This is a genomic window from Enterobacter sp. Cy-643, from assembly GCF_011752815.1.
Lineage (GTDB): Bacteria > Pseudomonadota > Gammaproteobacteria > Enterobacterales > Enterobacteriaceae > Cedecea.
Genome location: NZ_VWWV01000004.1, coordinates 201,953 through 222,854, shown reverse-complemented (window position 1 = coordinate 222,854; position 20,902 = coordinate 201,953). Strand labels below are relative to the sequence as shown.

The 20,902-nt window shown below is 55.5% G+C and carries 20 protein-coding genes and 1 tRNA gene; 11 read left to right on the top strand and 10 right to left on the bottom strand.

The features are described 5' to 3' along the window. Window positions 1–16: 16 nt before the first annotated feature. From fdnG to fdhE, 4 genes are all read left to right on the top strand, one after another. Window positions 17–3,076, top strand: a complete 3,060-nt coding sequence (gene fdnG, locus F3J29_RS17030; protein ID WP_166867842.1) for a formate dehydrogenase-N subunit alpha — start codon at window positions 17–19, stop codon at window positions 3,074–3,076. 126 nt (window positions 3,077–3,202) lie between these two features. Further along, window positions 3,203–4,105, top strand: coding sequence for a formate dehydrogenase subunit beta (gene fdxH / locus F3J29_RS17025; RefSeq protein WP_166867840.1), 903 nt, complete (start codon window positions 3,203–3,205; stop codon window positions 4,103–4,105). Then, window positions 4,102–4,737 carry a formate dehydrogenase cytochrome b556 subunit gene (fdoI, locus tag F3J29_RS17020; protein WP_008458721.1) on the top strand — a complete coding sequence of 212 codons (636 nt, stop codon included), beginning with the start codon at window positions 4,102–4,104 and terminating at the stop codon, window positions 4,735–4,737. Before fdxH ends, fdoI begins: the two co-directional genes overlap by 4 nt. After that, complete coding sequence (fdhE, locus tag F3J29_RS17015; RefSeq protein ID WP_166867838.1) at window positions 4,734–5,663, top strand: formate dehydrogenase accessory protein FdhE; 930 nt, start codon at window positions 4,734–4,736, stop codon at window positions 5,661–5,663. Before fdoI ends, fdhE begins: the two co-directional genes overlap by 4 nt. Window positions 5,664–5,714: 51 nt before the next feature. Here fdhE and F3J29_RS17010 read toward each other — a convergent pair whose 3' ends face one another. Further along, entirely contained in the window at window positions 5,715–5,936 is a 222-nt protein-coding gene (locus tag F3J29_RS17010; RefSeq protein WP_008458725.1) for a YgdI/YgdR family lipoprotein, read from the bottom strand. 202 nt (window positions 5,937–6,138) lie between these two features. Between F3J29_RS17010 and F3J29_RS17005 the strand changes: the two genes are divergently transcribed. From F3J29_RS17005 to F3J29_RS16995, 3 genes are all read left to right on the top strand, one after another. Then, entirely contained in the window at window positions 6,139–6,474 is a 336-nt protein-coding gene (locus tag F3J29_RS17005) for a nuclear transport factor 2 family protein (RefSeq protein WP_166867836.1), read from the top strand. A 217-nt stretch (window positions 6,475–6,691) separates the two neighbouring features. Further along, window positions 6,692–6,786 (top strand) — tRNA-Sec (locus F3J29_RS17000). Window positions 6,787–6,990: 204 nt separating this feature from the next. Beyond that, window positions 6,991–8,505, top strand: coding sequence for an anti-phage dCTP deaminase (locus tag F3J29_RS16995; protein WP_166867834.1), 1,515 nt, complete (start codon window positions 6,991–6,993; stop codon window positions 8,503–8,505). Window positions 8,506–8,735: 230 nt separating this feature from the next. Here F3J29_RS16995 and F3J29_RS16990 read toward each other — a convergent pair whose 3' ends face one another. Beyond that, the gene (locus tag F3J29_RS16990) at window positions 8,736–8,948 is read right to left on the bottom strand and encodes a toxin-antitoxin system HicB family antitoxin (RefSeq protein ID WP_166867832.1); all 213 of its coding nucleotides are present in this window, start codon (window positions 8,946–8,948) and stop codon (window positions 8,736–8,738) included. Window positions 8,949–9,080: 132 nt separating this feature from the next. Between F3J29_RS16990 and F3J29_RS16985 the strand changes: the two genes are divergently transcribed. After that, window positions 9,081–9,611: a hypothetical protein gene (locus F3J29_RS16985; protein ID WP_166867830.1), complete on the top strand. Its 531-nt coding sequence runs from the start codon at window positions 9,081–9,083 to the stop codon at window positions 9,609–9,611. 101 nt (window positions 9,612–9,712) lie between these two features. Here F3J29_RS16985 and idnR read toward each other — a convergent pair whose 3' ends face one another. The 6 genes from idnR to F3J29_RS16955 all read right to left on the bottom strand — a co-directional run bounded on the left by idnR (window position 9,713) and on the right by F3J29_RS16955 (window position 15,782). Further along, the gene (idnR, locus tag F3J29_RS16980) at window positions 9,713–10,711 is read right to left on the bottom strand and encodes a DNA-binding transcriptional regulator IdnR (RefSeq protein ID WP_166867828.1); all 999 of its coding nucleotides are present in this window, start codon (window positions 10,709–10,711) and stop codon (window positions 9,713–9,715) included. A gap of 66 nt (window positions 10,712–10,777) precedes the next feature. Beyond that, on the bottom strand, window positions 10,778–12,097 hold the full coding sequence (locus F3J29_RS16975) for a gluconate:H+ symporter (RefSeq protein WP_166867826.1): 1,320 nt from the start codon (window positions 12,095–12,097) through the stop codon (window positions 10,778–10,780). Window positions 12,098–12,289: 192 nt separating this feature from the next. Beyond that, window positions 12,290–13,054 carry a gluconate 5-dehydrogenase gene (idnO, locus tag F3J29_RS16970; RefSeq protein ID WP_166867824.1) on the bottom strand — a complete coding sequence of 255 codons (765 nt, stop codon included), beginning with the start codon at window positions 13,052–13,054 and terminating at the stop codon, window positions 12,290–12,292. Window positions 13,055–13,078: 24 nt separating this feature from the next. Then, a complete protein-coding gene (gene idnD, locus F3J29_RS16965) occupies window positions 13,079–14,110 on the bottom strand; it encodes an L-idonate 5-dehydrogenase (RefSeq protein WP_166867823.1) in 1,032 nt (343 codons plus the stop codon). A 422-nt stretch (window positions 14,111–14,532) separates the two neighbouring features. Continuing rightward, window positions 14,533–15,213, bottom strand: coding sequence for an HAD-IA family hydrolase (locus F3J29_RS16960; protein WP_205246829.1), 681 nt, complete (start codon window positions 15,211–15,213; stop codon window positions 14,533–14,535). Window positions 15,214–15,290: 77 nt separating this feature from the next. Beyond that, the gene (locus F3J29_RS16955) at window positions 15,291–15,782 is read right to left on the bottom strand and encodes a GNAT family N-acetyltransferase (protein WP_166867821.1); all 492 of its coding nucleotides are present in this window, start codon (window positions 15,780–15,782) and stop codon (window positions 15,291–15,293) included. 93 nt (window positions 15,783–15,875) lie between these two features. Between F3J29_RS16955 and F3J29_RS16950 the strand changes: the two genes are divergently transcribed. Continuing rightward, complete coding sequence (locus tag F3J29_RS16950; protein WP_205246828.1) at window positions 15,876–16,814, top strand: LysR family transcriptional regulator; 939 nt, start codon at window positions 15,876–15,878, stop codon at window positions 16,812–16,814. Here F3J29_RS16950 and F3J29_RS16945 read toward each other — a convergent pair. Further along, the gene (locus F3J29_RS16945; protein ID WP_166867819.1) at window positions 16,789–17,400 is read right to left on the bottom strand and encodes a hypothetical protein; all 612 of its coding nucleotides are present in this window, start codon (window positions 17,398–17,400) and stop codon (window positions 16,789–16,791) included. The two genes, F3J29_RS16950 and F3J29_RS16945, sit on opposite strands and share 26 nt — an antisense overlap. 85 nt (window positions 17,401–17,485) lie before the next feature. After that, window positions 17,486–18,379, bottom strand: coding sequence for a LysR family transcriptional regulator (locus F3J29_RS16940; protein WP_166867817.1), 894 nt, complete (start codon window positions 18,377–18,379; stop codon window positions 17,486–17,488). 114 nt (window positions 18,380–18,493) lie between these two features. Between F3J29_RS16940 and F3J29_RS16935 the strand changes: the two genes are divergently transcribed. Together F3J29_RS16935 and F3J29_RS16930 are read left to right on the top strand one after the other, a co-directional pair. Continuing rightward, on the top strand, window positions 18,494–20,032 hold the full coding sequence (locus F3J29_RS16935) for an MFS transporter (protein WP_166867815.1): 1,539 nt from the start codon (window positions 18,494–18,496) through the stop codon (window positions 20,030–20,032). Next, window positions 20,022–20,804, top strand: a complete 783-nt coding sequence (locus F3J29_RS16930; protein ID WP_166867813.1) for a metallophosphoesterase family protein — start codon at window positions 20,022–20,024, stop codon at window positions 20,802–20,804. Before F3J29_RS16935 ends, F3J29_RS16930 begins: the two co-directional genes overlap by 11 nt. Window positions 20,805–20,902: the final 98 nt, after the last annotated feature.

The following is a 20,902-nucleotide window of genomic DNA, read 5'->3' as shown; positions in this document are numbered from 1 at the left end:
ATGTAAGGAGCGATCCATGCAGGTCAGCAGAAGGCAGTTCTTTAAGATCTGCGCTGGCGGTATGGCAGGCACCACGGCAGCAGCACTGGGTTTTGCCCCCGGCGCTGCGCTAGCGGAAACCCGGCAGTACAAGCTGCTGCGCACCCGTGAAACCCGTAACACCTGCACATACTGCTCCGTGGGCTGTGGGCTATTGATGTATAGCCTCGGCGACGGCGCAAAAAACGCAAAAGCCTCAATTTTCCATATCGAAGGTGACCCGGACCACCCGGTAAACCGCGGCGCGCTGTGCCCGAAAGGGGCCGGTCTGGTGGACTTCATCCACTCCGAAAGCCGCCTGAAAACGCCTTCTTACCGCGCGCCAGGCTCCGATAAGTGGCAGCCCATCAGCTGGGACGATGCCTTTAACCGCATCGCGAAGCTGATGAAAGAAGACCGCGACGCCAACTTCATCGAAAAGAACGAACAGGGTACCACGGTCAACCGCTGGCTCTCCACGGGGATGCTGTGCGCCTCCGCGTCCAGCAACGAAACCGGCTATTTAACCCAGAAATTTACCCGCGCCCTCGGCATGCTTGCCGTGGATAACCAGGCGCGTGTCTGACACGGACCAACGGTAGCAAGTCTTGCTCCAACATTTGGTCGCGGTGCGATGACCAACCACTGGGTTGATATCAAAAACGCCAACCTCGTCGTGGTAATGGGTGGGAACGCGGCAGAAGCGCATCCGGTGGGATTCCGCTGGGCGATGGAAGCCAAAATTCACAACGGTGCGAAGCTGATTGTGATCGATCCCCGCTTTACGCGAACCGCTTCGGTGGCGGATTTCTACACGCCTATCCGTTCCGGGACCGACATTGCATTCCTGTCGGGCGTCCTGCTGTACCTGATAAACAACAACAAATTCAACCGCGAGTACGTCGAGTCTTACACCAACGCCAACCTGATTGTGCGTGAGGACTTCGGCTTCGACGACGGCCTGTTCACCGGCTACGACGCGGCAAACCGCAAGTACGACAAAACCACCTGGAACTACGAGCTGGATGAAGAAGGCTTCGCCAAACGCGACCTGACGCTTCAGCACCCGCGCTGCGTGTGGAACCTGCTGAAAGAGCATATTTCCCGCTACACGCCGGATGTGGTCACCAGCATCTGCGGGACGCCGAAGGAAGACTTCCTGAAGGTCTGCGAGTACATCGCCGAAACCAGCGTGGCGGACAAAACCGCATCGTTCCTGTACGCCCTGGGCTGGACACAGCACTCCATCGGCGCGCAGAACATCCGTACCATGGCGATGATCCAGCTGCTGCTCGGCAACATGGGGATGGCGGGCGGCGGCGTTAACGCCCTGCGTGGCCACTCCAACATTCAGGGTCTGACCGACCTCGGCCTGCTTTCCACCAGCCTGCCGGGTTACATGAACCTGCCGAGCGAAAAACAGGTGGATATCGACAGCTATCTGGCGGCCAACACGCCGAAACCGCTGCTGAAAGGCCAGGTGAACTACTGGGGCAACTACCCGAAATTCTTCGTCTCGATGATGAAAGCCTTCTTTGGCGACAAAGCGACGAAAGAAAACGGCTGGGGCTACGACTGGCTGCCGAAGTGGGACAAAGGCTACGACGTGCTGCAGTACTTCGAGATGATGAGCCAGGGCAAGGTCAACGGCTATCTGTGCCAGGGCTTTAACCCGGTGGCCTCGTTCCCTAACAAGAACAAGGTCGTGGCCTCGCTTTCGAAGCTGAAGTTCCTGGTCACCATTGACCCACTGAACACCGAAACGTCCACCTTCTGGCAGAACCACGGCGAGATGAACGACGTCGATCCGTCGCAAATCCAGACCGAGGTGTTCCGTCTGCCGTCCACCTGCTTCGCGGAAGAGAACGGATCCATCGTTAACTCCGGGCGCTGGCTGCAGTGGCACTGGAAAGGGGCGGATGCGCCGGGGGAAGCGCTGAACGACGGCGAAATCCTCTCCGGCATCTTCACCCGCCTGCGCCGCATGTACGAGCGCGACGGCGGTAAAGTGCCTGAGCAGGTGCTGAACATGACCTGGCAGTACCTGACGCCGGATAACCCCGCGCCGGAAGAAGTGGCCATGGAAAGCAACGGCAAAGCGCTGGCAGACCTGATTGACCCGGCCACCGGCGCGGTGCTGGTGAAAAAAGGGCAGCAGCTCAGCTCCTTTGCGCAACTGCGCGACGACGGGACAACGTCCAGTGGCTGCTGGATCTTCGCCGGGAGCTGGACACCGGACGGCAACCAGATGGCACGCCGCGACAACGCCGACCCGTCAGGCCTGGGCAACACGCTCGGCTGGGCATGGGCGTGGCCGCTCAACCGCCGCATTCTGTATAACCGTGCCTCCGCCGACCCGTCGGGGAAACCGTGGGATGAAAAACGCCGCCTGATCTCCTGGGATGGCGCGAAATGGGGCGGCATCGACGTGCCGGACTACAGCACCGCTGCGCCGGACAGCGGCGTCGGGCCGTTTATCATGCAGCCGGAAGGACTGGGTCGCCTGTTTGCCCTCGACAAGATGGCAGAAGGGCCGTTCCCGGAACACTACGAGCCGTTTGAAACGCCGCTGGGCACCAACCCGCTGCACCCGAACGTGGTCTCCAACCCGGCAGCACGCGTGTTTAAAGATGACCTGGACGCGATGGGCAAGCACGACAAATTCCCGTATGTCGGCACTACCTATCGCCTGACGGAGCACTTCCACTACTGGACCAAGCACGCGCTGCTGAACGCCATCGCGCAGCCGGAGCAGTTTGTCGAGATTGGCGAGAAGCTGGCCAACAAACTCGGCATCGCCCACGGCGATACGGTGAAGGTCTCCTCCAACCGCGGCTATATCAAGGCCAAAGCGGTGGTGACCAAGCGTATCCGCACGCTGGACGTTCACGGCCAGAAAGTGGACACCATCGGGATCCCGATTCACTGGGGTTACGAGGGCGTGGCGAAGAAAGGCTTTATCGCCAACACCCTGACGCCGTTTGTCGGGGATGCCAACACGCAAACGCCGGAATTTAAGGCGTTCCTGGTCAACGTGGAAAAGGTGGATACCCAATAGATTTCTGATTGCAGGCAGACGGTAACGCCATGAATACCGGGAGCGTAGCGGCACTACGTGACCGGGATGAATAAGGCAACCAACGAACCTGCAAGTAGAAAGATGAGGGGTAAACGGAGACGAATTATGACTTATCAATCTCAGGATGTGATCCGCCGTTCCGCGACTAACGGCTTCACGCCCGCGCCTCAGGCGCGGGATCACCAGCAAGAGGTCGCCAAGCTTATCGACGTCACCACCTGCATCGGCTGTAAGGCCTGCCAGGTGGCGTGCTCGGAGTGGAACGACATCCGTGATGAAGTGGGGCACAACGTCGGGGTGTACGACAACCCGGCGGACCTGACCGCCAAATCCTGGACGGTGATGCGCTTCTCGGAAGTGGAGCAGAACGACAAACTGGAATGGCTGATTCGCAAAGACGGCTGTATGCACTGCGCGGATCCGGGCTGCCTGAAGGCGTGCCCGTCGGAAGGGGCGATTATTCAGTATGCCAACGGCATTGTCGACTTCCAGTCCGAGCAGTGCATCGGCTGCGGCTATTGTATTGCGGGCTGCCCGTTCGACGTACCGCGCCTGAACCCGGAAGACAACCGCGTCTACAAATGCACCCTGTGCGTAGACCGCGTCACCGTAGGTCAGGAGCCAGCATGCGTGAAAACCTGCCCGACCGGGGCGATTCATTTCGGCTCGAAAGAGGATATGAAGACCCTCGCCGGCGAGCGCGTGGCGGAACTGAAAACCCGTGGTTATGACAACGCAGGTTTGTACGATCCGGCAGGCGTTGGCGGGACGCACGTAATGTACGTGCTGCACCATGCGGACAAGCCGACGCTGTATCACGGCCTGCCGGAGAACCCGTCCATCAGCCCAACCGTGAAGTTCTGGAAAGGCGTCTGGAAACCGCTGGCCGCCATCGGCTTTGCGGCGACCTTCGCCGCCAGCGTCTTCCACTACGTTGGGGTCGGCCCGAACCGTGCCGATGAAGAGGACGATAATCTGCACCATGACGACGACGAGGTGCGTAAATGAAAAAGCAACCGACCATTCAGCGCTACAGCGCGCCGGAGCGCATCAACCACTGGATCACCGCCTTCTGCTTCGTGCTGGCGGCGGTGAGCGGACTGGGCTTTTTCTTCCCGTCCTTCAACTGGCTGATGGGCATTCTCGGCACGCCGCAGCTGGCGCGCATCCTCCACCCGTTCGTTGGGGTGGTAATGTTCGCCTCCTTCATCATCATGTTTTTCCGTTACTGGCACCACAACCTAATCAATCGGGATGATATCTTTTGGGCGAAGAATATTCGTAAGATCGTCGTCAACGAGGAAGTGGGAGACACCGGGCGCTATAACTTCGGCCAGAAATGCGTGTTCTGGGCGGCGATTATTTTCCTGGTGCTGTTGCTGGCGAGCGGCGTGATTATCTGGCGTCCTTACTTTGCGCCAGCCTTCCCAATTCCGGTTATTCGATTTGCGTTAATGCTGCATTCATTTGCCGCGGTAGCGTTAATTGTGGTTATCATGGTGCATATTTACGCCGCCCTTTGGGTAAAAGGCACCATCACCGCGATGGTGGAGGGCTGGGTTACCACGACGTGGGCGAAGAAACATCACCCGAAATGGTACCGCGAAGTCCGTCGGAAACAGGAAAAGTCATCTGAATGAGTATTCGCATAATCCCGCAAGATCAGCTGGAGAAGAGCGAGAAACGCACGGCGGAAGTGATTCCGCCGTTATTATTCCCCAGGCTCAAAAATCTCTACAACCGCCGCGCTGAACGCCTGCGCGAGCTGGCTGCCAGCAACCCGCTGGGTGACTATCTGCGCTTTGCCGCGCTGATTGCCCACGCGCAGGAAGTGGTGCTGTACGACCACCCGCTGGAGATGGATTTAACCGCCCTGATTGCAGAAGCAGCCAAAACCGGCAAGCCGCCGCTGGATATTCACGTTCTGCCGCGCGACCCGCACTGGCAGCGCCTGCTGCAGTCGCTGATTGCCGAGCTGAAGCCAGAGATGGACGGCCCGGCGTTAGCGGTGATTGAAAATCTTGAAAAGGCGTCTTCGCAGGAGCTGGAAGAGATGGCCACCGCGCTGTTCAACGCCGACTTTTCGCTCGTCAGCAGCGACAAGGCGCCGTTTATCTGGGCCGCGCTGTCGCTCTACTGGGCGCAAATGGCGACGCTTATCCCCGGTAAAGCCAAAGCTGAATACGGCGAACAGCGGCAGTTTTGCCCGGTTTGCGGCTCGATTCCGGTCTCCAGCATGGTGCATATCGGCACCACGAACGGCCTGCGTTATCTGCACTGCAACCTGTGCGAAACTGAATGGCATGTAGTGCGCGTGAAGTGCAGCAACTGCGAGCAGACCCGCGACTTAAACTACTGGTCGCTGGACAGCGAACAGGCGGCCATCAAAGCCGAAAGCTGCGGCGACTGCGGTACCTACCTGAAAATTCTCTATCAGGAAAAGGACCCGAAAGTGGAAGCCGTCGCCGACGACCTGGCCTCGCTGGTGCTTGACGCCCGCATGGAGCAGGAAGGCTTCGCCCGCAGCAGCATCAATCCGTTCTTATTCCCTGGCGAAGGGGAATAAAACTACCCTACCGGCCAGCTTGCGCTGGCCGGTAGTTTTCTTTTCTAACGATCAGCCGCGCTTAATCAGCTGGGTAATTTGATCGTTTTGGATCTGATGCTCCACGCCCTGCGCGTCATAGTAGCGCGTCAGTCCGGTTTGCTTATCCACCTCTGGTTTACCTTTGGTGACGATCATTTCCCCGTTTTTAGTCGCCATTACGTAGCTGCTGGAGCAGGCCACAACCGAGAACGCCACCGCGCCAACCAACATCATCCCGAACAGTTTTTTCATGTTTGCTAACCCTTTGTTGTTTTTAGACGCTGGATTGTAGCTGGTGGAAATGCAACCTGTTGTTAACGAGTATTGCTAAGGGAGACTGGGTTTAGCCACGGCACCATTCCTTTCGTTGGACATTTTCCCTCCGGTAAGAGACGCTGTCCCGGCACACAACAACACTTTGGCAGCCAGCCTAATTCTCCATCAGGATACTTTTATGCCAGTCACAGACCCCGTCATCCGTCAGTTCGAGGCGTACAACGCCCACGACCTCGAGGCCTTTGCCGCCTGCTTTAGCGAAGACTTCACCGCTTACCGCCCGCCAGCCGTGACGCCTTCTCTGCAAGGTCGAGACGCTCTCTATGCCTTCTATAAAGAGCACCGCTTCAATAACCCGGCCCTGCGAGCAGAAATCATTTCCCGCACCGCAATGGGCAACAAAGTGTTCGATCATGAGAAGATCCACGGCCTGAGCGATGAACCGATTGAAAGCATGGCAGTTTTCGAAGTAGAAAACGGGCTGATAAAAACGGCGTGGTTCTTTTTTGGCTGAATCACCGCTGCCGCGCCCATGTTTGCCAGGCGGGTTTCTGGGGTAAGCTGTACAAAATGAAGCCCGGCAAACCCTGCCGGGACGAGCAGCTTATGAGCCGTTATATTGATTTGGTGAATAATTTCACTTTGGACGCAGGATATATTCTTACTGACCCATTGGGCGGCAGCATGAAACCCGGTATACTGCGCCCGCCTCCATGTAGCAATGCAGGCGCGGAAGGTCGTCGTCTCCGGTGAGGCGACTGGACTTCAACTCCAGTTGGTGCCGCCAGCGGCGCCGGGCAGGTTCGACTCCTGTGACTTTCCGCCAACTAATATCTCTTAGCAATCAGCTCAAGATTTCGTTATATTAATCACAAACTCATCAGCTATATTTAAATTAAGCATTCATAATAAATATGGGATCTAGCTCATAATAATCCCATTCCATTCAGTAAAATCACTTGAAACTTAAGCATTAATGCTCAATATTATATAATGAAAATTTCCCAAAACTCTTCTAAAAGGAATTCAGATGTCACTAAAAATAATTAAAAGACTTGAAGATAACATTTCCAATAATGAGGGAAATTCGGAGCTAGTTATTGGTTTAGTTGGTGCAGTTGGCACCGATATGGATAATATCAGAAATGCAATAAAAGAAAGGCTAAATGCGTTCAGATATACCACCGAAGAAATAAGAATATCATCAGATATAATATCTATATTTAGAGATCCTCCAGAAACCAACGATAACTTCGAAAAAATAAGTAGTTTAATGACTGCCGGGAATGAACTTAGAAAAATAAGCAATGACAACTCGATATTAGCACGAGTTGTTGCCGCCAAAATAAATCAACGAAGAGTAAAAATTACTGAAGGGGAGAATATAATTTCGCAACCTTCCCCAAGAAAAGCATATATAATAAGTTCATTAAAGCATCCTGATGAAGTTAAAATGCTCAGAGATATTTATACGAATGGCTTTTACCTCATAGGCATTTATGCAGATGAAGATCGACGAACTGATTATCTTGTAGATAACAAACTTATTGAATTTAAAAATGCAAAAAAATTGATAGCCAGGGATTCAGAAGAATTAGATGACTGGGGACAGCACACACGTGACACCTATGAACTTTCTGATTTTTTCATAAATTATACTGGCAGCATAGATAAAATAAATCATGATTTATGGAGAATTCTCGATTTAATCTTCGGCAATCCGTATATCACTCCCACATTTGATGAATATGCTATGTTTATGGCATTTTCCGCATCTCTCAGGTCAGCTGACTTATCACGTCAGGTCGGTGCAGTACTCACTAAAAATAAAAACATAGTATCTACAGGCGCAAACGACGTTCCTGCCTATGGCGGAGGGTTATATTGGCCAGAGTATATCAATGGAAAAATACAAGATCATGAAAATGGTAGAGATTACACATTAGGACAAGATTCAAATGTAAAGGAGAGAAAAGAAATTATTAATGACATACTTAGTAATATAGAAGATGATCAAAAAGAACGTCTAAGAGAAATATTAGAGAATAGCAAATTAAAATATATCACTGAGTATGGTAGAGTAGTTCATGCAGAAATGGAGGCCATTTTAGCATGCGCGCGAAGTAACATTAGTACAAATAATGGTGTGTTGTATTGTACAACATTTCCTTGTCATAACTGTGCGAAACATATTGTTGCCAGTGGTATTAATCGCGTTTTTTACATTGAACCCTATCCTAAAAGTAAAGCCTTTGATTTTCATCCCGATTCCATTTCTACAGCAGACACTGAAAACTGTAAAACTCGTGTAGTATTTGAACCATTTGTTGGTGTTGGGCCAAGATGTTTCTTTAATTTATTCTCAATAAACCAAGGAATTGGGTATAAAATAAAGAGAAAGGATAAAGATGGTAATAAACTTAACTGGTCAAGAAAGGATGGAAGATTGCGTATGCAGATGCTACCATCATCCTATATCGAAAGAGAATCTGTCTCGGCTAATATTGTAGCGAGACTAGCAGAGAGGTTGCAAAGTGAACAATAAAGAGGAATTTTTAGCTTTTCTTAAGCAAGCAAGCGAGACAGTTGACAAATGGCCTGACTGGAAAAAAAGTGGCTTGAATGCTCCAGCCAGAAATTCTCAACCCGCACACGAATTGGTTAAAGCCCCTCACTCAGACATGATCTCATTTCAATCTGGCAATGCTAAGTAAGTTTCATATTCATAAGGTAGGGGCATCACCCTACCTTATAAAGGTAAGAAATAACTAATAATCAAAGAGTAACGCTATCTTTACCTTTATGTATACCACGCTTCAACCGCGCCAACTCCTTCCTTCCCAAGGTCTTCAACCAATTCCCAAGGCTCATGCCAGCGTCTTTCGCTGCAACTTCAAACTGAGCTTTCAGTTCCGGTGTGATACGCATCTGAAATGCCGGAGATTTACCGGATTTTGGCGGTCTTACATCCCTTTTCACTGTTGACATGTCCATACCTCAGCTTTAATGTTGAGTTGTCAAGTGACACCCTATCATAGAGTGTTAAAACAAAGAAGCGCCCCCGAAAGGTATTACGAGTACCAGACGAGGGCTGACCACAACGTTAAAGGAGTTAACGCCATGGCTAACCACGATAGTACCACAACCGCTAATCCCCAAAGCCTGGGCTTTCAACCAGTTACCCAATCTGAGATCTCAACGCTTTTAAAAACCCCGCTCGGTACCTCCAACGATCTTTTTCAGGTGCTGGATATTTGCGAGCGATACACTGACGCCCTGATTGAAAATAACGATATTACAGAGCGCATGGCGCTGTGTGGCCGCCTGTATGCCGGGCTGGAAGTGTTGAAAGTCGTGCTGGATAAACCGCTGCCGGAACATCTGATTGCATCTATCACCGCGGAAAATAGCGATATTAAGAGCTATGACTTTCCCCTTACGACAGAGTCTGACCTGCTGCGGGAATATTGCAGCGCCCTGACGCTCGTGCTGCTGAACCAGCAGGAGTCCACCGAGCAAGAGGACACGATTACCGGCCTGTTATTCGAGCTGATTAACGTCCTGAACGACAGCCTGCGAGCGCCCCGCTTTGTTCGCACAGATTCCGGCCTCGCAATGATCGATAGCCAGTCCGGAAATAATATTCATTAGACATTATGACCCTCACCCTCACCCTCTCCCTGGAAGGGAGAGGGGAAAAATTCGGTGCTTCGGCACGCCGCGCTTTCCCCCTCAACATCCGCGAACGCCACTCACAGCGTCTGTCCGTGGTAAATCTGGTAGCCCAAATCGATGGTGTTGTGGTTCAGGTCTTCATTGCCGATCTTATCCAGCAGCATTCTGGCCGCCACCCGGCCAATATCGAACCTCGGGGTTATCACGCTGGCCAGGCTGGGGATCATCTGCCGGCCCATTTCCAGCCCGTGAAAGCCGGCAATCGAGATTTGTTCAGGCACGGGCAGGCCGCGCTCGCGGCATAGCAGCAGTGCCCCCATGGCAATATCGTCGTTCGTGCAGAATACGCCGTCCAGGTCAGGGTAAGCGGCCAGGGCGTCGCGCATTAGCTGCATACCCAGATGGATGGATGAAATGGCTTTCGGATTGATGCGCTGGGGCGCCAGCCCGCGCAGCGTCATCGCTTCGCAGTAACCCCGGAAGCGCTGCTCGTCGCGCACGTCATCTTTTGAACCGAGGTAGATAATCCTGCGCCGCTGGCGTTTGTCCAGCATGGTGCCGACCATATCGAACGCGGCCTGGCGGTTATCAAACCCCACTTCCATATCCAACCGGTCGCCCTGAATATCCATCAACTCAACGATCGGGATCGCCGCGGAGCGCAAGACCTTCACGGTGCGGAAGGTGTGGTACTTCTCGCAGAGGATAATGCCGTCGATGTTGTAAGAGAGCAGGTTAATCACCGACTCCTCTTCCGACTCGCGGTTGTAGTTGTAGTTGGCGATCAGCGTCTGGTAATTCTGCCCGGAGGTGACGGACTCAATCCCCGCCAGGATGTCGGCGAAGAGCTGGTTTTGAAAGGAAGGAATTAACACGCCGAGCGTATAGCTTCTGGCATTGAGCAGCATGCCGGGCGCGCGATTGGGCACGTAATCAATCTCTGCCATGATTCTGGCAATGCGCTGCCCGGTGTCCTTTGCGACCGTTTTAGGCGAACGGATATAGCGGCTGACGGTCATTTTCGTCACCCCAGCCAGCGTGGCGATATCCTGCAAAGAAATTCTGTGGTTTCTCATCGGCTCTCTCAATACCGGCGGCGCAATACGCGCCTCCGGTGGCCTGTCGGCGGGTCATACAACGATTTAATGCAAAACGGCATTTATCGTCAATACGCCCAGCAGCCCCATGACTGAGATTAGCGTTTCCATCACCGTCCAGGTGCGCAGCGTTTCCCCTACGCTCAGGTTAAAGTAGCCCTTAAAGAGCCAGAACCCTGGGTCATTAACGTGGGAGGCAATCACGCTCCCCGCCCCGGTCGCCAGCACCATCAATGCCGGGTCGGCGTGGGTCACGCTGATGATCGGCAGCACCACGCCTGCGGTAGTGATCGCCGCCACGGTTGCCGAACCCAGCGCAATACGCAGCAGAGCGGCTACCGTCCAGCACATCAGCAGCGGGGAGAGCGGCGCGCCGTTCATCAGGTGCGCGATGTACTGCCCTACGCCGCTGTCGACCAGCACCTGCTTAAAGGCGCCGCCGCCGGCGATGATAAACACAATCATCGCGATAGCGCCGATGGAATCTCCGGCGATGTTCATCACCTGCTCCATGCTGCGTCCCTTACGCCAGCCGAGGGTAAAGGTGGCGATAGTCAGGGCAATAAACAGCGCGACCGCCGGATTACCAATAAAGTCGAGGAAAGATCTGAGCCCGCTTTTTTCAGGCAGCACCACGTTACAAAGCGCGGCAATGGCCATCAGCAGCACGGGCGTGATGGACACCAGCAGGCTGTTCCAGAACGAAGGCATTTCCGCCTCGCTGAACACCCGCGAGCTGAACAGTCCTTCCGGCGGCTGCTTTTCAAACCGGGTTAACAAACGGGAGAACAGCGGCCCGGCAACGATAATCGTCGGCAGGCTGATAATCAGCCCATACAGCAAGGTGGTGCCAAGGTTGGCGTTATACATGGTGGCAATCGCGGTCGGCCCCGGGTGCGGCGGCAGAAAGCAGTGCGTGACCGACAACGCGGCCACCATCGGCACCCCAACATACAGCAGCGGCAGTCCGGACGAGACGACAACGGTGAACACCAGCGGCAAAAGCAGCACAAAGCCGACCTCAAAGAACATCGCCATCCCAACCACCAGCCCGGCAATCATCAGCGCCCACTGTACGCGCTTCGCGCCGAAGGCCTCGATCAGGGTGGTGGCGATGCGCTGCGCCGCCCCGGTATCCGAAATCAGCTTCCCGAGCATCGCCCCAAAGCCAAGGATCATCGCCAGCCCGCCGAGGGTGCCGCCAATCCCGTTTTGAATGGAGTGCAGAATCGCCTGGGGATCCATCCCCTCCGCAAACCCAACCACCGCCGCCACCAGAACCAGCGCGATAAAGCCGTTCACTTTAAAACCGATCATCAGGACCAGCAGCAGGGCGACGCCTGCGGCAATAATGAGTAATGGCATACGCTTATCTCTTAATCAGTGCAAAAAAAGCAGCGCGTAGCGCCGCAGGTTTATGGTCATCCCGGGACGCGCGGCACCGTTAAAAAAAGCTGAAAACCAATCCCTTGATTTTCAGCTTTCGGCGGCGGGAAAAAACCGTCCCTCCGCCCTTACCGTTCCCTGCCTTTATTTTCCAGCAACCGCCTGGCAGGGTTAAACCGCGGCCAGCATGCCGCCATCCACAAACAGCAGGTGTCCGTTAACGAAATCAGACGCTTTTGAAGAGAGAAACACCGCGGCACCAATCAGCTCCTGCGGATCGCCCCATCGCGCGGCGGGCGTCCTTTTGCACAGCCAGGCGCTGAACGCTTCATCGTCCACCAGCGCCTGGGTCATTTCCGTTTTGAAGTAGCCCGGCGCGATGCCGTTGACCTGAATGTTGTAGCGAGCCAGTTCAACGCACATGCCGCGGGTGAGCATTTTCACCGCGCCTTTGGAAGCGGCGTAAGGCGTAATAGTGTCCCGCCCCAGCTCGCTTTGCATGGAGCAAATATTGATTACTTTCCCGGCCTGGCGAGCCACCATCCGGCGGGTCACCGCCTGCGAAACCAGGAAGACGCCGGTCTGGTTCACCGCAATCACATCATTCCAGTCCTGCTCGGGGAACTCAGTGAAGGGGTGACGGCGCTGGATCCCTGCGTTATTCACCAGCACATCGATCGGGCCGGTCTCCTGCTCAATACGCTCGACGGCGGCATCCACCTCCTGCTTCTGCGTGACGTCGAACGGTGCGGCCACGGCTTTTATTCCCGCATTTCGCAGGCTTTGCACCGCAACCTCGACCTTCGCTGGCGTGCTGGCATTCACGATAATGTGCGCGCCGTATTTACCCAGTCCGGTCGCCAGTAAGTAGCCGATCCCCTGCGCGGAACCGGTAATGAGGATATTTTTACCTTTGAGTGAAAAGAGATCGTTCATTGCCTTTTTCCTTATTAACAGGCTTCAGAAAACCAGCTGGACTTTCGCGGCCTGGGTTTTATCCCCGGCAAAGATCAGCGCCTGCTCCAGGTCGGTAAAGGCATACTCCGCGCTCAGCAGCGGCAGCGGGTTAATGACCTTGTTCGCCAGCCACGAGACGGCGGTGTTGAACTCCGTGGTGAAACGGAAGGAGCCTTTCAGGGAAATTTCTTTGGCAATAAGCATCATCATCGGGAACTCAGGCACCGCGCCGCCCATCCCCACTTGCACCATGGTGCCTTTTGCGCGGGTCACTTCCAGGCAGGTGGTTACTGACGAAGGGTGGCCGGAGGCTTCAAAGCTGATGTCGAAGTAGCCTTTCTCCTGTTTCCAGCTCTCAAAGCTGTCGTGCAGCGGGTTCACCAGCGTGTCGGCGCCCATTTGCGCAGCCAGCGACAGCGAACGTGGGCTGACGTCGGCGCACACAATTTCCGCCGCCCCAAGCGTTTTGACCGCGCTGGCAATCAGGCAGCCTATCGGCCCTACGCCAGAGATAAACACGCGTTTTCCCTGCAGGTCGCCCGCCTCGTGCGCGGCGTGAATCGCTACCGCCAGCGGCTCGGCGAACACCATCACTTTTTCATCCGCATCAGCGGGGTAAGGGATGCACTGGGCGCTATCCACGGTTTTAAAGCGGGTAAACCCCCCGTCAACGTGCGGAAAATACATGGCGCTGCCGAAGAAACGCATGGTTGTGCATTGATTTTCGTGCTGGCTAAGACAATATTTACAATGTCCACAGGGTTTGGATGGATTAATAGCGACCGTCTGGCCTTCATGTAATTCAGGGGAATCGGTATGTACCACCGTGCCAATAACTTCATGGCCCAGAATCATTGGGGCTTTTACGGCAAAGTTACCGACCTTACCGTCCTGATAATAATGTAAATCAGACCCGCAAATGCCTCCCCGGGAAATTTTCAGCAACGTCCCTTTATTATTCCATTCAATCTCCTGGTGGCTAACGGAAACAGTTTGCTTCCCTGAGATCACGCAGGATTCGGTGTTAATTTTCATCAATGCCTCAATAGTCAGCGGGTGAAACTGAGCGCTATTTAACGGCTTTTACCGAGCCTGAATCGTGATGAATGTCACACTTAATGGCTGTTACAGAAGGATGTTACGCATAACGTGACGCGCCTTCTACTTCTGCATGCGGGTGCCCGTGAGGGCATTTTGGGCAGACAAATCGCAAATAAATAACGTCTAACTATGATTAAAATCGGGAAGGAATAGCCGGGATTAATTTCATTTTAAATAAAGAAATGCGTAATAAAATATATAATAATCACCATAAATAAAAAGGGATGTTAAAATTTAAAAATCAGGCTTTTTTTATTTTCCTGAGGCGAATTCAAGAAAAAAACTGGCAATAATCAACGCTAAATCCGGACAGAGTCTTCGTCTGGCTCTCCCCCGAAAGAGAGAGCCTGAATAAATTACTTCCGCCGCAGAGAAATACCCGCGCCCTGCATCTCAACCCGCAAAGCATGGTAATTTTCCGCGCTGGTATAGCGAGAGAGTTCCCCGGCATGGTGGCCGTTGGTGCCGGAAATAACAAAAATCTGCGCACCTGCCGCCTCACCGGCCTGCACGCCGGCCAGAGCATCTTCAAACACCAGGCAATCGCCCGCGTTCACGCCCAGCTTTTCAGCTGCCAGGAAATAACCATCCGGGGCCGGTTTACCGCGGCTGACGTCTTCCGCAGCAATAATGACTTTGGGTTCAGGCAAACCGGCGGCCTGAATACGGCGCAGCGCCAGGGCTCTTGGGGCTGAAGTGACGATCGCCCAACGTTCAGGCGGCAGCGCCTGTAAAAACTCTCGGGCACCGTCGATGGCTTCCACACCATCCACATCGGCAATTTCAGCTTCAGTGATCAGCTGCGCTTCGGCCTCAGCATCCACGCCGGGCAGATTTTGACGGGCAATCGTCTCCACCGCACGCACGCCGTGAATGGTTGGCAAGAAAGTGGCCGGATCGAGGCCGTGACGCACGGCCCACTCCCCCCAAATGCGCTCTGCCACGCGAATGGAGGTCAGAATGGTGCCGTCCATATCAAAGAAGAAGGCCGCAAAGCGCTGGCCGTTAAAAAGAATATCGCCCGTTTGTGCTGTCAATGACGTGCTCTCCGCAGGAATCTGATGGTCTGCAGAGCATCATACATGAGACTGATGGCAAACCTCAGGCAAGATCCCTACAGCATCATCACCATTTCATGCCACGCCATGCCGCCGTGATCGGAGGCGGAGGGCTGCACATAGTCGAAACCAAAATGGGCGTAGAGCGGGACGTGGCGCTCTTTGCACATCAGGTGAATGGTCTGCTTGTGCATGGCGCTCATACGCGCAACGAACTCACGCATCATCAGCGAGGCATAGCCTTTTCCCTGCTGAGCCGGGTCGAGCACGACTGACATAATCACGACGTTGGGTGCGTCCGGGTCGTGGCCGATAAGCTCTTTAAATTCTTCGTCGGACATCACCACGTGATGCGCGCACCCGGCGTTGATAAAACCTATCACTTCCCCGCTTAATTCCAGGCACATAAAGCCCTGCGGGTACTGGCTGATGCGGGTGGTGATTTTCTCCCGCGTGGCGGCCTCATCCCCTTCGTAGGCGGTGATTTCAATCTCGTAGCAGCGGTCAACGTCGGCGAGCGTGGCCTGGCGGAACAGCGGTGCGGGCATTTTTGAACCTCTTCGTAATCATCTGGACGTCGTCATAGTAGCTTCTTAGACTGATGCTTACGCTGCATTTTCTTCACATACAGGATGAACAGTATGCATTCCATTTTGCGCAGGCTGGACATGAACCTGCTGCTGGTCTTTGACGCGCTCTATCGCTATCGCAGCGTCACCGAGGCTGCCGGCGAACTGGCCCTCAGCCCTTCTGCCTTGAGCCATGCGCTTAACCGCCTGCGGGAGTCACTCGGCGATCCTCTGTTCGTGCGCAGCGGCAAACAAATGGCGCCAACGGCAAAGGCCGAAAGCATTGCCGCCGGGATCTCAGCCGCCCTTTCCGCACTCTCCGCAAGCCTGGCGACAAAACATGTTTTTGAGCCGCGAAGCAGCAGCCAGACGTTCACGTTTGCGGTAACGGACTATACGGCAGCAGTGGTAATGCCGGGGTTGATCGCCCGAGTGAATCGCCTGGCCCCGGGAATCGCCATTCGGCTAGTGTATTCGAAAGGATTCAACGCCGATGAGGATTTGCTTTCCGGCAAGGTGGATTTTGCACTGGGATTTGAGGAGGGGGAAGTTCCAGCCCGAAGGGGCATTGAGTCCTTTACCTGCTTTACCGACGACTACAGGGTTGCCGTGCGCCGCCAACATCCGACGATAAACCAACGACTAACGCCAGAGCTTTATCTGAGTGCGGGACATGTGGTGGTCAGGCCGTGGCCGGGCCAGCGCGGCGCGATAGATCGCTATCTGGAAAGTCAGGGGCTCAGGCGGCACATCGCCGTGGAGCTACCGAGCCTGATGATCGCCCCGCCGATTGTCTCGCAGACAGACCTGGCGATCACCCTGCCGCAAAGGGGCATTAGCACGCTGTTCGACATGCAAAATCTCGCGGTCTTCACCCCGCCGTTCCCAATGCCCAGCTACACCCTGAAGGTTTACTTCGGCCCAGCGTTAAGTCAAACGCCCGGGCACCTTTGGATGCGGGAGCAGATTAACGCGCTGAACCCTGCTACATCGGCGGCGTCAGCCCGTTAACCCCGGCGGAAATTCCGCGCGCGACGGCCTGGCCTTTGTCGTCTTTGGTGGCGAACAGCACCACTTTCGCGCCCGGCTTCAGCACGGATTTGTCGGCGGGGCTGATCAGCACCACCGGCACGTCGTCCGGCACTTGCACGGTTTTCTGCTGGCCGTGGAATTTCACCGTCATCGTGCGTCCGTGGCTGTTCACGAGGGTGCCGACGGTGCCGTTGGTCATGGTATTCACCTGGCCGTTGGCGGATTCAAACGGATTAAACCCTTCCCCGGAACCGCGCAGGCTCGGGGCAAAAACGTGCACTTCCAGCGCCTTCAGCGTGCCGTCTGCCTGCGGCACGGCGGCGGTGCCGATAAAGCTATCGGGCTTGATATCGCTCATCTTCGCTTCGCTCACGCCGTTGATTCGGGTGTTGTCCGTCAGGCCAACGGAAAGCTTTTCCCCCTGCCGGGTGGTGATTTGCAGCGAGGAATCATTGACTGTATCAATGGTGCCGCGCACCGGGGTGATGACATTGTCCGCCGCCGCAGCGCCAACGCTCAGCAGCAGGAGGCTTAAGGCCGGGATAAACAAACGAGGCTTGATCATGCTTTCTCCAGGATTCAGGTCAGATTAAGGACTGCTCTGGATCAAGCGTAACCGCCAAATGCATCCCAGGGGTGAAAGAGTGTGTTCAAACGTTTCCTGACCCACCCGAAACGTGCTCTTTTGCAAAGCGGATAAGACGTTTAATCAGCGGCGTGCGCTCCCGCTTGCGGTACAGCATCCAGATAGCCGAAGGGATTTCTGCCCCGGCAATCGGGCGGTAGACCACGTCCGGCACGCCGATGGTTTTCGCCATGATCTCCGGGATTACCGCGATGCCGTTGCCCAGCGCGATATGCGCCAGCACTTCGGTCAGCGTGCTGGAGCGGATGGCATCGCTGAGCACAAATCCGCCCCGGCGGGCGACTTCATGTGAGCCGGAAGTCTGCTCCGGCAGAATAAAACTTTCCCCGGCCAGAACGGCGGGGTCGATAGCTTCCGTGCGGGAAGCCAGACGATGGCAAGCGGGGAGCGCCAGGCAAAAACAGTCGCTTTGCACCAGCAAATGCCCGACTTCCGATGGCAGCGCAACCGGGGCGCGCACAAACCCAACGTCGATTTTGCCCTCCACCAGCGCCGCCGCCATGCTGTCCATCAGCACTTCTCGTGCGCCAAGAGAGATATCCGGATATCGCCCCCGAAACGCCCCCATCACCGCGCTGAGCGTGCCCGACCAAAGCGAAGACGCCACGTAGCCGACGCGAATGTAGCCCTGCTCGCCGCGTGCGGCGCTAAGCACCCGCTCACGCGTCAATTCAGCCTGCCGCAGCGTGGCTTCGGCTTCTTCGCGGAAAATCTCCCCGGCCTGGGTCAGCTGCACGCGCCTTTTGGTACGTAAAAATAGCGGCGTGCCAAACTCCCGCTCGAGCTGGCTGATTTGCACCGACAGCGTCGGCGTGGAGATGTTCAGCGTTTCCGCCGCCGCGCCAAAATGGAGCGTTCGGGCAACTTCGAGAAAATAGCGCAGGTGGCGAAGCTCCATGCTTACTCCTGATTATTAGGTATTAACTAATAATAATGCCGAACGTAGAAATTGAATACCGCGCCCCGGATCGCGAAGCTTAAAGCGTGTTTTTCCCGCGTTTTCGGAGCTTTTATGTCTACTGTGCTGGCCGCGCCCGTGGCCAAAAACGACACCACCGTGCTGCTGGTTGCCTCCATGGGCTGCGCGATGACGGTCATCGACACAAATATCGTAGGTGTCGTGCTGCCGACCATCGCCCGCGGGCTGGACGCCACGTTTGCCGATATGGAGTGGGTGATTGGCGCGTACGTGCTGTGCTTCTCTTCCCTGTTGCTGCCCGCCGGTTCGCTGGCGGACCGCTTCGGCAGGCGGCGGATCTTTTTATTCGGCATCGCCTTGTTTGCCCTGGCGTCGCTCGCCTGCGGGGCGGCTACCACCATTCTGATGCTAAACATTGCCCGCGCGCTGCAGGGCGTAGGCTCGGCCTTTTTACTGGCTCCGGCGCTGGCGATCATCGGCCACACTTTCCGTGAGCCGCAGGCCAGAGGTCGCGCCTGGGCCATCTGGGGCGGCATGATGGGCATCACCATGGTGCTCGCGCCTTTGGCCGGCGGGATCATCAGCGCTTATTTTGGCTGGCGCTGGGCGTTCTACATCAACATCCCCATTTGCCTGCTACTGGCGATGGCGGTGCTGCGCACCATAGAAGAGTCCCGTAATCCAGCCGCCGGTAAGCCGGACGTGCACGGTATTTCACTGTTTATCGCCGCCATGTTTTCGCTCACCTGGGCGCTGATCCTCGCCCCGGAGCACGGCTGGGGAAGCCCCGAAGTGATGGGGCGCTTTATCGCCTCAGCCTGGTTCTTTCTGTTCTTTGCGCTGGTCGAACGTTACAAAACTCAGCCGATGCTCGATCTTCGCCTGTTCCGTTCACTGCCGTTTATTGGTGCGGTGCTGGCCATGTTTACCTACGCGGCGACGGCACAGGTGATGACCTCCCTGCTGCCGCTGATGCTGCAAAACGTCGAGGGGAAAACCGCGCTGGCGTCCGGGGTCGGCATGCTGCCGTTCGCCCTCGCCATGTTGTTCTTCCCGATGGTGGCTCGCTGGATGGCACATCGTATGGCTGCCCGCTGGATCTTAGCCGCTGGATTAGCGCTGGTTGGCGTCGGCAACCTGATTATCGCCGGCGGCGTGCTGGCGCAGTGGCCCTGGCTGGTTATCGCCGGTATGGCCGTGCTGGGCAGCGGTGGCGGCATCCTCAACGGCGAAACGCAGAAGGCGATTATGGGCACCGTGCCTCACGAACGGGCGGGGATGGCTTCGGGGATCAGCACCACGGCGCGGTTCTCCGGCATTTTGCAAGGTTTTGCGCTGCTGGGGGCGATTCTGGCCGGGCATACGCGCCATACGCTGACCTCCGTAATGCAGGCTAACAACCTGCCGGTACGGGACGATTTTTTGACTCAGGTCGTGGCCGGAGATGTGCAGCGCGCCCTGGCGCTATGGCCGGAGCAACAGGCTCAGACGCTAAGCACGCTCATCCGCCACAGCTACGCCAGCGGCTTCTCGCTGATGCTGGTTTGCGCCGCGCTGTTCGCTTTCTTCGTTGCGCTAATTGTCGTTCTCACCGTGCGGGACCGCACCGGGAGTCAGCCCAATGAACGCTAAAGATATTGATTTCCGTTTTGCACTTTTCAGCGATGTTCATGCCAACTTACCGGCACTTGAGGCCGTTTTGCAGGACATTGACCGTCACCACATCAAGCAAATCTGGTGCCTGGGCGATCTGGTTGATTTCGCGCCATGGCCCAACGAAGTGATAACGCTGCTTCGCCACCGCGCGATTCCGGTAGTCATGGGCAACCACGACCGCCGCGTGGCAATGGACGAGCCGGTCACGCCGCTCGCCAAACACTCCACGACAGAGCAACAGGCTCGTGAACAGGCCATTGCCTTGAGCAAACGCACGCTGACGGAGGAGAATCGCCGCTGGCTCAGTGCCCTGCCACGGTCGAGAGCGTTTCACGCCGGGCCGCTCAGAATTCTGCTGGTTCACGCCAGCCCGGATTCGCTGTCCGAGTACGTGCATCGCCAGTTCTCCTGCAGCCAGCTAATGAAGTGGCAAACCGCACATCAGTTCGACGTGATGGTTTCCGGGCATACGCACTACGCGGATGTTCGCGAGCTGGTCCGCAGCGATGGCCGCAGGTTTACCGTCGCCAACACCGGCGCAGTCGGGCGAATAAAACCCGGCGAACCGCAGGCCACCTGGCTGATGGGACATTACCATCACGGGAAGTTAAAACTGGCTATCCAAACGGTAAATTATGACGTCGCCGCCGTGGCCCAGGCGATTAAAGAGAGCCAGGTACCTGACTTTTACGCAGACGAGCTTTATCAGCACGGCATGGCCTGTTCGCGGGCGCTGTCGGCATTCTGAGCGGTTCACTATTTCGTGATAAGCTGTGCAATATTGGCGACAGATAACGCACATCACCAGATGGATGCGCGATACTGCCTCACTTTCATTGCTTGCCG

Excerpts from the sequence above, each read along its gene's own strand:
- F3J29_RS17010 (WP_008458725.1), bottom strand. The coding sequence starts at position 5,936 with ATGAAAAAACTGTTCGGGATGATGTTGGTTGGCGCGGTGGCGTTCTCG.
- F3J29_RS16950 (WP_205246828.1), top strand. The coding sequence starts at position 15,876 with ATGCATTCCATTTTGCGCAGGCTGGACATGAACCTGCTGCTGGTCTTT.
- F3J29_RS16955 (WP_166867821.1), bottom strand. The coding sequence starts at position 15,782 with ATGCCCGCACCGCTGTTCCGCCAGGCCACGCTCGCCGACGTTGACCGC.
- F3J29_RS16995 (WP_166867834.1), top strand. The coding sequence starts at position 6,991 with ATGTCACTAAAAATAATTAAAAGACTTGAAGATAACATTTCCAATAAT.
- F3J29_RS16945 (WP_166867819.1), bottom strand. The coding sequence starts at position 17,400 with ATGATCAAGCCTCGTTTGTTTATCCCGGCCTTAAGCCTCCTGCTGCTG.
- fdxH (WP_166867840.1), top strand. The coding sequence starts at position 3,203 with ATGACTTATCAATCTCAGGATGTGATCCGCCGTTCCGCGACTAACGGC.
- F3J29_RS16975 (WP_166867826.1), bottom strand. The coding sequence starts at position 12,097 with ATGCCATTACTCATTATTGCCGCAGGCGTCGCCCTGCTGCTGGTCCTG.
- F3J29_RS17005 (WP_166867836.1), top strand. The coding sequence starts at position 6,139 with ATGCCAGTCACAGACCCCGTCATCCGTCAGTTCGAGGCGTACAACGCC.
- fdoI (WP_008458721.1), top strand. The coding sequence starts at position 4,102 with ATGAAAAAGCAACCGACCATTCAGCGCTACAGCGCGCCGGAGCGCATC.
- idnO (WP_166867824.1), bottom strand. The coding sequence starts at position 13,054 with ATGAACGATCTCTTTTCACTCAAAGGTAAAAATATCCTCATTACCGGT.
- F3J29_RS16990 (WP_166867832.1), bottom strand. The coding sequence starts at position 8,948 with ATGTCAACAGTGAAAAGGGATGTAAGACCGCCAAAATCCGGTAAATCT.
- F3J29_RS16935 (WP_166867815.1), top strand. The coding sequence starts at position 18,494 with ATGTCTACTGTGCTGGCCGCGCCCGTGGCCAAAAACGACACCACCGTG.
- idnR (WP_166867828.1), bottom strand. The coding sequence starts at position 10,711 with ATGAGAAACCACAGAATTTCTTTGCAGGATATCGCCACGCTGGCTGGG.
- F3J29_RS16985 (WP_166867830.1), top strand. The coding sequence starts at position 9,081 with ATGGCTAACCACGATAGTACCACAACCGCTAATCCCCAAAGCCTGGGC.
- fdhE (WP_166867838.1), top strand. The coding sequence starts at position 4,734 with ATGAGTATTCGCATAATCCCGCAAGATCAGCTGGAGAAGAGCGAGAAA.
- idnD (WP_166867823.1), bottom strand. The coding sequence starts at position 14,110 with ATGAAAATTAACACCGAATCCTGCGTGATCTCAGGGAAGCAAACTGTT.
- F3J29_RS16930 (WP_166867813.1), top strand. The coding sequence starts at position 20,022 with ATGAACGCTAAAGATATTGATTTCCGTTTTGCACTTTTCAGCGATGTT.
- F3J29_RS16940 (WP_166867817.1), bottom strand. The coding sequence starts at position 18,379 with ATGGAGCTTCGCCACCTGCGCTATTTTCTCGAAGTTGCCCGAACGCTC.